Source organism: Paralcaligenes ureilyticus (assembly GCF_004346225.1).
GTDB classification, from domain to species: Bacteria; Pseudomonadota; Gammaproteobacteria; order Burkholderiales; family Burkholderiaceae_B; genus Paralcaligenes; species Paralcaligenes ureilyticus.
Genome location: NZ_SMAJ01000002.1, coordinates 478,388 through 490,536, shown reverse-complemented (window position 1 = coordinate 490,536; position 12,149 = coordinate 478,388). Strand labels below are relative to the sequence as shown.

At 57.4% G+C, this 12,149-nt stretch carries 11 protein-coding genes; 7 read left to right on the top strand and 4 right to left on the bottom strand.

All coding sequences use genetic code 11. The features are described from left to right. The coding region (locus tag EDC26_RS20205; RefSeq protein WP_207915052.1) for a hypothetical protein at positions 1-252 on the bottom strand (252 nt) is incomplete at its 3' end. 169 nt (positions 253-421) lie between these two features. On the opposite strand from EDC26_RS20205, the gene leuC reads away from it, so the two are divergent. From leuC to EDC26_RS04575, 7 genes are all read left to right on the top strand, one after another. Then, positions 422-1,825, top strand: coding sequence for a 3-isopropylmalate dehydratase large subunit (gene leuC, locus EDC26_RS04605; protein WP_132580066.1), 1,404 nt, complete (start codon positions 422-424; stop codon positions 1,823-1,825). 9 nt (positions 1,826-1,834) lie between these two features. Next, positions 1,835-2,497, top strand: coding sequence for a 3-isopropylmalate dehydratase small subunit (gene leuD, locus EDC26_RS04600; RefSeq protein ID WP_132580065.1), 663 nt, complete (start codon positions 1,835-1,837; stop codon positions 2,495-2,497). A 475-nt stretch (positions 2,498-2,972) separates the two neighbouring features. Further along, on the top strand, positions 2,973-4,049 hold the full coding sequence (gene leuB, locus EDC26_RS04595; protein WP_132580064.1) for a 3-isopropylmalate dehydrogenase: 1,077 nt from the start codon (positions 2,973-2,975) through the stop codon (positions 4,047-4,049). An 84-nt stretch (positions 4,050-4,133) separates the two neighbouring features. Next, positions 4,134-5,264 (top strand): aspartate-semialdehyde dehydrogenase, encoded by a 1,131-nt coding sequence (gene asd / locus EDC26_RS04590; RefSeq protein ID WP_132580063.1) that lies wholly within the window; start codon positions 4,134-4,136, stop codon positions 5,262-5,264. A 41-nt stretch (positions 5,265-5,305) separates the two neighbouring features. Then, complete coding sequence (locus tag EDC26_RS04585; protein ID WP_165930908.1) at positions 5,306-7,237, top strand: type IV pilus assembly protein FimV; 1,932 nt, start codon at positions 5,306-5,308, stop codon at positions 7,235-7,237. Position 7,238: 1 nt separating this feature from the next. Next, complete coding sequence (gene truA, locus EDC26_RS04580) at positions 7,239-8,051, top strand: tRNA pseudouridine(38-40) synthase TruA (protein WP_132580061.1); 813 nt, start codon at positions 7,239-7,241, stop codon at positions 8,049-8,051. A 166-nt stretch (positions 8,052-8,217) separates the two neighbouring features. Beyond that, on the top strand, positions 8,218-8,877 hold the full coding sequence (locus EDC26_RS04575) for a phosphoribosylanthranilate isomerase (protein ID WP_132580060.1): 660 nt from the start codon (positions 8,218-8,220) through the stop codon (positions 8,875-8,877). Positions 8,878-9,064: 187 nt separating this feature from the next. On the opposite strand, the gene EDC26_RS04570 is transcribed toward EDC26_RS04575, so the two are convergent. Genes EDC26_RS04570 through EDC26_RS04560 form a run of 3 tightly spaced genes read right to left on the bottom strand, consistent with a single transcriptional unit; the run spans position 9,065 to position 12,133 of the window. Next, the gene (locus EDC26_RS04570) at positions 9,065-9,814 is read right to left on the bottom strand and encodes an amino acid ABC transporter ATP-binding protein (RefSeq protein ID WP_132580059.1); all 750 of its coding nucleotides are present in this window, start codon (positions 9,812-9,814) and stop codon (positions 9,065-9,067) included. A gap of 38 nt (positions 9,815-9,852) precedes the next feature. Continuing rightward, on the bottom strand, positions 9,853-10,821 hold the full coding sequence (locus EDC26_RS04565) for an amino acid ABC transporter permease (protein WP_132580058.1): 969 nt from the start codon (positions 10,819-10,821) through the stop codon (positions 9,853-9,855). A 16-nt stretch (positions 10,822-10,837) separates the two neighbouring features. Then, positions 10,838-12,133, bottom strand: a complete 1,296-nt coding sequence (locus EDC26_RS04560; RefSeq protein ID WP_243700774.1) for an NAD(P)/FAD-dependent oxidoreductase — start codon at positions 12,131-12,133, stop codon at positions 10,838-10,840. Positions 12,134-12,149 lie beyond the last annotated feature (16 nt).

Sequence of the window (12,149 nt, the reverse complement as noted above, 5' to 3'; positions counted from 1 at the left end):
AATCGTCCCACTCAAACAGCGCACGCCTTGCATCCCCGAAGCCGGCCCTGCGCGCGGCGTGCCCGAATCGCCCGCCCCACCTTGACTGGCCACGATGCTCGTGTGGTGGATGTTTGGGGGATCGTTGGTGGATTTGATTGGCGTGGCCGTCGCTTGTAGCGCCACCCCTTGTGGGTGGCATGGCGTTTTATAAATACCGCTTCGCTTATCGACGATTTTGGCAGCCACAAGGGCTGCCACTACATGGCTCACAGGCCGTTTCGTTTACGGTTGCTTTTTTGTAGCGGCACCCCTCGTGGGTGCCATTTCCACCTTCAGGATATCACTTTTAATACCAGTATAAAATCTCTTCTTGTACTAGGTTCTGATGGTGGCATAATGGGTTTTCCTTGTCCAACCCGTCTTTTGCAAGAGCACTGTTATGGCCCGAACTTTATACGACAAACTCTGGGATGCACATGTTGTGCACCAGGAACCCGATGGCACCTGTCTGCTGTATATAGACCGCCATCTGGTGCACGAAGTGACCAGCCCGCAGGCGTTTGAGGGGCTGGCGCTGGCGGGCCGCAAGCCTTGGCGCGTGGGGGCCAATCTGGCTGTGGCCGATCATAATGTGCCCACTACGGCCCGCAGCGAGGGGATTACCGATCCGATTTCGCGCCTGCAAGTGGATACGCTGGACAGCAATTGCGAAAAATTCGGCATTACCGAATTTCGCATGAATGATTTGCGCCAGGGCATCGTGCACATCATCGGGCCCGAGCAAGGGGCGACCCTGCCGGGGATGACGGTGGTTTGCGGCGATTCGCATACCAGCACTCACGGCGCGCTGGGCACGTTGGCGTTTGGCATTGGCACTTCCGAGGTCGAGCATGTGCTGGCGACGCAAACGCTGCTGATGAAGAAGAACCACAGCATGCTGGTTCGTGTCGAGGGCGAGCTCCCCTTTGGCTGTACGGCCAAGGATCTGGTGCTGTATGTCATAGGCAAGATCGGCACGGCGGGCGGCACGGGTCACGCTATCGAATTCGCCGGCAGTACGATTCGAGCCTTGTCGGTGGAAGGCCGGATGACGGTCTGCAATATGGCGATTGAAGCGGGCGCGCGCTCGGGGATGGTGGCGGTCGACGAGAAAACCATCGAATATTTCCGCGGACGTCCTTATGCGCCTACCGGCGTGCTGTGGGATCAGGCGGTGAAGTACTGGCGCACTTTGCATTCCGACGAAGGCGCCCGGTTCGATCGCGTGGTTGACATCGATGCACGGCAGATTACGCCGCAGGTTACCTGGGGCACATCGCCGGAAATGGTTTTGTCGGTGGATGCGCGGGTACCCGATCCGGATAAGGAAAAAGACGCGGGGCGGCGCAGCGGCATGGAGCGTGCGCTGCATTACATGGGCTTGAAACCCAATACTCCTTTGGTGGATATTCGCGTCGACAAGGTGTTTATCGGCTCGTGCACCAATGCGCGTATCGAAGATTTGCGTGCGGCGGCACTGGTGGCGCGTGGCAAGCACGTTGCGGCCAATGTGAAGCAGGCGATGGTGGTGCCCGGCTCGGGGTTGGTCAAAAAGCAGGCTGAACAAGAAGGCCTGGACAAGATTTTCATCGCGGCGGGCTTCGAGTGGCGCGAGCCGGGTTGTTCCATGTGCCTGGCCATGAATGCCGATCGTCTCGAGCCCGGCGAGCGTTGCGCGTCAACGTCGAACCGCAATTTCGAGGGGCGCCAGGGGCAGGGCGGGCGTACGCATCTGGTCAGTCCGGCAATGGCTGCCGCTGCCGCGCTGGCCGGCCATTTTGTCGATGTCAGGAATTTTCGTTAAGGAGCCATCATGCAAGCATTTACCACCCATCATGGGATAGTGGCCCCGCTCGACCGCGAAAACGTCGATACGGACCTGATTATCCCCAAGCAATTCCTCAAGTCCATTAAACGCTCGGGGTTCGGCCCCAATCTGTTTGATGAATTGCGTTACCTCGATCATGGCGAGCCGGGCATGGACAATAGCAAGCGTCCGCTCAATCCCGATTTTGTTTTGAATCAATCCCGCTATCAGGGGGCGTCGGTGTTGCTGGCGCGCAAGAATTTCGGCTGCGGATCGAGTCGTGAGCATGCCCCGTGGGCGCTGACGCAGTATGGTTTTCGCGCGATTATTGCGCCTTCCTATGCCGACATTTTCTTTAACAACAGCTTCAAGAATGGTTTGCTGCCCATTGTGTTGTCCGAGCTGGAGGTGGCGCGCCTGTTTGATGAGGTCAAGGCGTTTGTGGGCTATAAATTGCGCATCGATCTGGCTCGCCAGGTCGTGATTGCTCAGGACGGGCGTGAGCTGGCCTTTGACATCGAGCCGTTTCGCAAGCAAAGCATGCTTAGTGGCTTGGACGAAATCGGCCAGACCTTGCAAAAATCCGACAAGATACGGGCCTTCGAGGCCGAGCATCTGGCGCGATACCCGTGGCTTGAAGGGGCTCCGGCAGGCGCGGTGCGTTCTTGATGTGTGCGGCTGACGGGCGGTATCGCCGCATATAGGTTTGGTGCACAGGTGCCGCGGTGGTTGTGGATGCAGTCTTGTTTGCCGGTATGGCACCCACAAGGGGTGCCGCTACAAATATGTATCCGTGAATCACGTAGCGGCACCCCTTGTGGGTGCCACCTGGGCGGCGGACAGGCATCGTGGGTTTTCATTGCCAAACATCCTGTTGGTTGCATGAATCGCACAATCTGGCGTTTTTTACTTTCATTTGGCTGACGAAGCTTGGCTTGGTCAGTCGTACACCTTATAAAGGACTATTGGGCGCGGTGAAGTGGTTGGCTGGGGATGGCACCCACAAGGGGTGCCTCCACGTGATTCACGGATGCGTGTTTGTAGTGGCAGCCCTTGTGGCTGCCAAATAACAGCATCTACAGTGTTGATCTCGATCCAGACGATTCACGCCGCCGCGTTGCCAATGCTGAATTCAGGAAGGGATATGGGTCACAAAATAGCAGTTTTGCCAGGCGATGGCATAGGTTCTGAAATTACTGAGCAGGCAGTGCGCGTGCTGCGCGCGCTGGATCTTGATCTGGAAATACAAACCGCCCCGGTGGGTGGCGCCGCCTACGATGCGATGGAGCATCCCTTGCCACCGTCAACGCTCGAATTGGCGAAAAAGTCTTCGGCGGTTTTGTTCGGTGCTGTGGGCGACTGGAAGTACGATAGCCTGCCGCGTGAATTGCGGCCCGAACAGGCTATCCTGGGTTTGCGCAAGGCCATGGGTTTGTTTGCCAACCTGCGCCCGGCGATCTTATATCCGCAATTGGCCAACGCCTCATCGCTCAAGCCCGAGGTCGTTTCCGGCTTGAATATTCTTATCGTGCGTGAATTGACGGGCGATATTTATTTTGGCCAGCCACGGGGCGTACGCGAAGTCGCCGATGGCCCCTTCAAGGGCGAACGCCAGGGGTTCGACACCATGCATTACGCCGAATCCGAAGTGCGGCGCATCGCGCATGTCGGCTTCCAGGCGGCGCGCAAGCGCAGTCAGAAGCTGTGCAGCGTCGACAAATCCAACGTGCTCGAAACCTCGCAGTTCTGGCGCGACATCATGATCGACGTTGCGCGTGAGTATCCGGATGTCCAGCTCTCGCATATGTACGTCGACAATGCGGCCATGCAACTGGTGCGTGCGCCCAAGGAATTCGACGTTATCGTCACGGGGAATTTATTTGGCGATATTCTCTCTGATGAGGCCGCCATGCTTACGGGCTCCATCGGGATGTTGCCGTCGGCCTCATTGAACGCATCCAACCAGGGCCTGTACGAGCCCAGCCACGGCTCGGCCCCCGACATCGCGGGCAAAAACATTGCCAACCCGCTGGCAACGATTTTGTCGGCGGCCATGCTGCTGCGGTACTCGCTGGGCGCAACGGCTCAGGCCGACCGGATCGAGGCCGCCGTGCAAGCGGTATTGGAGCTGGGGTTGCGTACAGCCGATATTTTCGAAGCGGGCACGCGCAAGGTGTCGACTTCGGAGATGGGCGATGCCGTCTTGAAAGCACTAAAATAGCGTCAACAGGCAGTTTTTTTATTTCCCTTTACCTTTAATTGACATCTTCCCCGGCCGGAAGCCCGGGATTTCTTGAGAGCTCTGATGAATCAAGCAGTAGGTTTGGTCGGCTGGCGCGGCATGGTGGGTTCGGTCCTGATGCAGCGCATGCGCGACGAAAATGACTTTTCCTTATTCCAGCCGGTATTTTTTTCCACCAGCAATGCCGGCGGCCCCGCGCCCCGGTGGGCCGATGGTGCGGCGGCCTTGCAAGATGCTTATGACATCGACGCACTGAAAAAATTGCCTATTATCGTTACCGCTCAAGGCGGCGACTACACGACGGCCGTGTATCCCAAGCTGCGCGCCGCGGGTTGGGACGGCTTGTGGATTGACGCGGCCAGCACCTTGCGCATGAAAGACGATGCCATTATTGTGCTCGATCCGGTCAATCGCCCGGTCATCGATTCCGCCTTGCAGCGCGGGGTCAAGAATTACATAGGCGGCAATTGCACGGTCAGTTGCATGCTGATGGGGCTGGCGGGCCTGTTCAATAGCCATCTGGTCGACTGGATGACCTGTATGACGTATCAAGCGGCGTCAGGTGGCGGCGCCCAGCATATGCGCGAACTGTTGACGCAATTTGGCGAGATCAACGGCGCCGTGAAATCCTTGCTTGATGATCCGGCTTCGGCCATTTTGGAAATCGACCGCGGCGTTTTGTTAAAGCAGCAAGACGCGAGCCTGGCGCATGATCAATTTGGCGTACCTTTGGGGGGCAGCCTGATTCCCTGGATCGATAAAGATTTGGGTAACGGCGTGTCGCGCGAGGAATGGAAGGCCGAGGCCGAGACCAATAAGATTCTGGGCCGCGGCCCGGCCTTCGGCACCCAATCCACGCCCGTCGATGGCCTGTGCGTGCGGATTGGCGCCATGCGCTGCCATAGCCAGGCGTTGACGATCAAGCTTGCGCGTGATGTGCCTGTCGATGAAGTGGCCGATATTGTGCGCGAGGGTTCGAAATGGGCCAGGGTTGTCGCCAACGAGCGCGAGGCGACCATGCACGAATTGACGCCGGTGGCGGTGACCGGCACGCTGGATATTCCGGTTGGACGCTTGCGCAAAATGTCTATGGGCCCGGAATACCTGAGCGCGTTCACGGTGGGCGATCAGCTTTTATGGGGAGCGGCCGAGCCTTTGCGCCGCATGTTGCGTATTATTTTGGGTGAACTCTAAAAATGCCTAAGTGCTACAGCAGGGCTGCATCGACCTTATGGTTGCGCACTAAACCATGGGTTGCGGCCTTGCCCGTAGCCATGCTGATGGGTTCGGGCGCCTACGCGGCAACGCTTGGCCATTCGCGCATTGTGTCCGAACCCGGGCAGGCGCTACGCATGGATGTACCTATCTATGAGCTTAGCGCCGATGATTTACGCTCTTTTACTGTCAGCGTGGCTCCCGCCGCGGCCTGGACGCAGGCGGGCCTGACGCCTCCCGTTGCCCTGTCCAGTTTGCACGTTAAGGTGGTGCATGGCACGGTCGCCGCATCCAGGGTCATTCGCTTCAGTTCGGATCAACCTTTCAGTGGGTCTGTGGCCGATCTGTTGCTGGAAGTGCATACGGCGACCGGCCAGCAGCAGTACCAGGTCAGCGTTCTGGCAACGTCGCCGTATAGCCTGGCGGCCGGTGGCGCAGCGGGGCAAAGTGCTGCGGCAGGTGCAAGAACGGGCGGCCGGCAGGCGCAGGCGGGCCATCGTTCGCATACGAGCGTGCACGTGCGCCGTGGCGATACCCTGTTTGCCATTGCCCAAAACCATGCTGTGCGGGGCGTGAGCGTTTATCAGATGATGGTGGCGTTACAGCGCGCCAATCCGCAGGCGTTCATCAATCAGAACATGAACCTGGTCAAGGCGGGCGCGACGCTGTGGGTTCCGGATATGGCCAGCCTGACGGCCGTCAGCGATCGCGAGGCGCGGCGTATTTTTCAGGAGCAGGCGCTGGCGTTTGCTCAGTACCGGCAACGTCTGGCGGGTGGGAAATCCGCCCCGTTGCGGACTGGCTCCACGAACAAGGGAGCCGTGTCGCGAGAATCTGCCGCGCCTCCTCCAGCCGCTGCCGCGCAGCCCAGCGATCAGGTCAAGCTTTCCAGCGGCGGGATGTCTGCGGCCGATGCTCGCGCCGACCAACGCGTGGCCACGCACAAAGGCATTGCCGATACGCAGAAGCGCGTGTCGCAGCTGGAAGAAAATGTTCAGCACATCAACCAGGCCTTGCAAGGGCAGGGAGAGGCCGCTAAAGACGTTGTGGTGGGGGCCGCAAAAGGCTTGGGCAAGTCAATTGCCGATGCCGCGGGCGTGGTGGCCGGTGCTACGGGAAATGCGGTGGGAAGCCCGAATTCCCCCGCAAGCGTGGCAGCACAGGCTGGCGGGCAAGGATCTTCATCGGGTTCGGCGGCGAGCAATGGGCAGCCCTCGGGCGGGTCGGCGGCGTCTTCCGCCGCGGGAGTGGCACCCACAAGGGGTGCCGCTACAGAGAATGGCGTTGCAGGAAGTAGCGCTGCAGGAAGTAGCGTTCCAGGAAGTAGCGCGGCAGGGAATGGCACTGCAGGAAGCAGTGCTACTGGGAATAGCAGTTCAGGAAGTGGTAACGGTAGTACAGGAAGCAGCGGCTCAGGAAATAGCGGTACAGGAAATAGCGGTACAGGAAATAGCGGTACAGGAAATAGCGGTACAGGAAATAGCGGTACAGGAAATAGCGGTACAGGAAATAGCGGCTCAGGAAATAGCAGTGCAGGAAGCAGTAGTTCAGGAAGCAGCAGCTCAGGAAGTAGCGCTACGGCGAATAATGCTGCAGGAAATAGTACGGCAGGGGATAACTCTGCAAGGAATAGCGCTGCAGGTGGCGCGGTGGCCGGCAAGACTCCCGGCGCCGTCAACCCTCCCGCAGACGTGGGTAAACAGGCTTTGAATAAGGCGGGACAATCCGTGTCGTGGTTTCAGGAACATTTATTGGGCAGTATTACCGCGTTGCTGGCTTTGCTTGTGCTGGTTATTGCATGGCTGTTGCGTCGGGCCAATGTTGCCCGCGACGATGATTCCGACGATCGCGCCTCTCCCATCACCGAAGCCATGGTCAAGGAAAAACTGGACCAGATCAATCTCGACTTGAGCCAGCCCCCCAGCGACGAAACGCCTGCCAGCAAGACCTGATATGGCTCGCATGGCGCTGGGCGTGTCGTATGACGGAGCGTCCTGGCAGGGCTGGCAGACGCAGCCGCATCGCTGTACCGTGCAAGACACGCTTGAAGCCGCCCTGGCGCGGTTTATGGCGCAACCTCAGCCGACGATTTGTGCCGGGCGTACCGACACCGGGGTGCATGCCCTGGGGCAGGTTGTGCATCTGGATGGTGTAGCCGAGCGGCGCCTGGAATCCTGGGTGCGCGGCGTCAATGCCTTGCTGCCCACAACGATTGCAGTGCAATGGGCTTGCACCGTGCCCGATACGTTTCATGCCCGGTTCTCGGCTGTGTCGCGTACTTATATTTACGTGGTGCGCCATGCCCGGGTGCGTTCGCCGATTGTGCATGGGCGTGTGGGATGGGTGCATCAGCCCCTGGATTTAGTGCCCATGCAACAGGCCGCACAGTGTTTGCTGGGCGAGCATGACTTCAGCAGTTTTCGCTCATCGCAGTGCCAGGCGGCAAGCCCCATTCGCACCATGCACGAATTGCAGATTGAGCAACGCGGGGATTTTTTTATTTTCACCTTGCGGGCCAATGCGTTTTTACACCATATGGTGCGCAATCTGATCGGAGCCTTGTTGTATGTGGGACAGGGTAGGCAGCCGCCGCAATGGATCGAAATCTTGCTCGCGCAACGCGACCGGCGATTGGCGGCGCCCACTTTTGCCGCCGACGGTTTGTATCTGGCCCAGGTCGAGTACCCGGCCATGTTCGGCTTGCCCGCTCCATCGCTGCAAACGCTTTTTGCTTCGCACTTGGGGTTTTGCGCCAACGACAGTTAAGCGATTGTTGTGGGTGTGCTAATCTTCCTGTTGGCTTTTTTCCTCGATTTTTTCGAACCGGCGCTTTTATAGGCGTACAGATTCTCATGGTTGTTGCGATTCTGTTTTTCTCACATTTGGATGGCTATGGAAGCGGCGCCGCTTCCGGCCCAGGAGCCGTGTTCCAATGAAGCGCACCCGGGTAAAAATCTGCGGGCTGACTCGCGCCGGCGACGTGGCCGCCGCTGTGCAGGCGGGCGCCGATGCAATCGGCTTAGTGTTCTATCCGGCCAGCGCGCGCTTCGTGTCTTTGGGCCAGGCGCACAGCTTGCGAGCGGCCGTGCCGGCTTTTGTCGATGTTGTGGCTTTATTCGTGAATGCAACACGTGAACAGGTGCAGGCGGTCATTGATCAGGTCAGGCCCGATCTCTTGCAATTTCACGGCGACGAAAGCCCCGATTTCTGTGCCAGCTTCCATCATCGCTACCTGCGGGCTTTCCGGCTTGGCGCGCCCGATCTGGATAGCCCCGAGGCTGTCTTGCGCACATGCCGCCAGTTTGGCGGGGCGGCGGGATGGTTGTTTGACAGCTATAGCCCGGGCTACGGCGGCAGCGGCCGGACGCTGGACCCGGCGTTATTGCAAGCGGTCAGGCGGTCGCCCGACAGCCGCCCGATCATACTGGCGGGCGGCATGAATCCCGCGTCGGTAGCGGCATCAATCCAATTAGTGCAGCCCTATGCCGTGGATGTCAGCAGCGGGGTCGAGTCGTCGCCTGGCATCAAATCCGCCGAAAAAATCCAGGCTTTCATACGAGCGGTGTCGGAGCAGGACAGGTCTGCGCTTTGAATAAATGGTTTGTGTGAATGGATTCTGTTTGGCACCCACAAGGGGTGGCGCTACGTCTGTGTGGCGTTAGGACATTCGGCCACGGTTAATGCCACCCACAAGGGGTGGCGCTACATGATTCACAGATATGTTTTGTAGTGGCACCCCTTGTGGGTGCCAAAAACCCTCATGACCGCCAAAAATCGCATCAATTATGCAGTATCTGACTAAGGAATAATTTCAGGCGATCGGTCCGGGGAGTTTCGAAAACCTCGATAGGCGTACCGGATTCGATGATCGAGCCGTTATCCATAAAAACGACGCGATCCGCCACTTGCTTGGCAAAGCCCATTTCATGGGTCACGCACAGCATGGTCATCCCCAGGTCGGTCAGCTCGATCATGGTGTCCAATACTTCTTTCACCATTTCCGGGTCGAGCGCCGAAGTGGGCTCGTCAAACAGCATGATCCTGGGTTGCATGCACAGCGCGCGGGCGATGGCGACACGTTGCTGTTGCCCGCCCGATAGCTGGGTGGGGTATTTATGCGCCTGATCCGCTATCTGCACACGGGAAATGAAATTCATGGCCAATTCTTCGGCCTCGTGCTTTTTCATGCCTTTGACGTGAATGGGGGCCAGGGTGCAGTTTTCCAGGATGGTCATGTGGGGAAACAGGTTGAACGACTGGAAAACCATTCCGGCGTTGCCACGAACTTGATCCAGGGAATTGAGCTCATCGCACAATTCGATGTCGTCGACGACGATTTTCCCTTCCTGGTGTTCTTCAAGCCCGTTGATGCACCGGATCAGCGTTGATTTTCCCGACCCGGACGGGCCGCAGATGACGACTTTCTCCTGGTCTTTTATGCGGATGTTGATGTCTTTCAGAACATGGTGTTTGCCATACCATTTATTGACATTCTCCATGGTGATGGCATATTTTGTTTCGTCTTGCATAGGATTCATCCTGACGGAAGCGTCGCTCTATTTTTATGTTAACGGGTAGCAGGGTTGTACTTTCGTTCGATACGGCTTTGGATGATTTCCAGGGTTATCGACATAATCCAGTAAATGGCGGCGGCGGTGACCAGCATTTCCATGTTGCGGAACTCGCGGTTGCCCAGCGTGCTGGACACATAGGTCAATTCCCACACCCCTACAACGGATACCAGCGAGCTGTCCTTCAACATGGCGATAAAGTGATTGCCTGTAGGTGGAATAATTATTTTCAAGGCCTGTGGCAGGATCACCAGGCGCATGATCTTGCGCTTATGCAGGCCGAGCGCTTTTGACGCCTCCCACTGGCCTTTGGGGATGCTTTGAATGCCTGCCCGGAACACCTCGCTCATATAGGCGCCGTAACACAGCGACAAGGCTGTGATGCCCGCCGGGATGGGGTTGATGATAAAGCCCAGTTGCGGCAAGCCGAGGTACAGAATGAATATCTGTATCAGCAGCGGCAGTCCGCGAAAGAGCGATGTGTAGAAGGTTGCCAGCCCGACCGCCACGCCATTTGACGATAGCCGGGCGATGGCGGTGACCAGTGCGATGCAGAACGCGATAAAGATGGATATGGCCGACACATACAAGGTGGTGAAAGCCCCCTGCGTAATCATGTAGCCCACTTTGCTCAGGATGAATGTCAGGCTGAGCTGGAAGGTGGCCATGAACAGGCCCAGCAGCACAAACAATTCCGCAAAGGTAATCAGGATCTGGATCCGCTTGGGTATTTTTCCCAGCAAAAAGAAATTGGCGATGAACAAGGCAACGCCGAAAACCCATTTGACCAGAGTGCTATAAAACTTTACCCGGCCCGGGTCGCCGGAAGACTGTTTTACCAAGTCTGAAAGCCACGAGGTATTTTCAATGCAGAAGTAAAAATACAGCCCGATCAGAATCGCCAGAACGACAACGGCGTAGAAGGTATTGGCTTTCTTGTATTTTTTCCGATTAGTGAGGGGCATTTTCCGGGCTCCAATCTTAATGCAGGCGCTGCGATTTCCGTTCCTGCAGAAAATCGCAAAGTTGATAGTACCAGTACGTCAATTGCACGGCCGCCGTGCCCGCAACGCTGCCATTCCACTCCAGTCCGAATGGGCTGAAAAGCGTGTATCGATTTGATTGCCCAAGAATGGCTTCGGCAATAACAGTGCCGCCGATGGCCGTGGTATTCATCCCGTGGCCGCCAAAGCTCATGCAATACCATAGGCCATCATCCAGTTTGCCTATTTGCGGCATCAAATGCTTGGCATACGCCATTTTCCCCGACCAGGAACGTTCGATACGAATGTCGGCCAGTTGCGGGTAGGTGTCCACCATGCGCTGCTTGAGCAGCGCGCCTAGACGCGTGGGCTCAGCCTGTTTGGTCGTAATCATGCCACCCCATAATATCCGCTCGCCATCGTCAACGAGCCGGTAATAATCGCTGGATCGGCGAGTGTCGCCGATCGAAGAGCTGGATTTGATGGCCGTGCCGATAAGATCTTTGGCCCGCTCGGTAACGACCATATAGGTAGAGATGGGGATGTAGCTGCGAGCCAGCCGGGGAACAAGATCATCGGTATAGCCGCCGCAGGTAACCAGCACCTCTGGAGCCTTCACCGTGCCCTGCGCCGTTTTAATATGCCTGGTTGCCCCGGCCTTGCTGATTTTCAGGGCACGTGAGTCTTCGAATACCTTGCCGCCCAGTCTTTCCAGCTCCTTTGCCAGGCCGAGGGCGTAGTTGAGTGGGTGAAAATGAAAGGCATGAGGATTGAGCACGCCATTCATGTATTTATCTGATGCCAGGAGGCTGCGGATCTCTTCTTTCGATTTGTATTCAAGGCGGTAGTTAAACGTTTTCTCCAGCCATTGGATATTTTCTTTAGCTTCGGCCGAGTTTTCATACCGGCTGACCTTAAGAGTTCCGTCGATGGGATTGGCATCCTGGATATCCAAAGACGCAATGTTCTTTCTGACAATGTCGACGCCTTCCATTGACAGCAGATGAAGCTGTTTGGCGCCGTCCAATCCGGCCCGCTTGGCGATTTTGGCAAAACTGGTTGAATAACCGGGGCTGACAACGCCGCCGTTCCTCCCCGAGGCACCCCAGGCAACTTTTTCGGCTTCGAGCAAAACTACCCGTTTTCCTGCCCGGGCCAGCGTCAGCGCCGCGGTTAGTCCAGCCAGGCCAGCGCCTATGACGCAGACATCTGCTTCTTCAGTTTGGGTCAGACGGGGGTAGGGGGTATGGACGGAGATTGTTTGGACGTAATAATTGTTTGAATATTCAGGCACGTTTTCGCAGACGGGG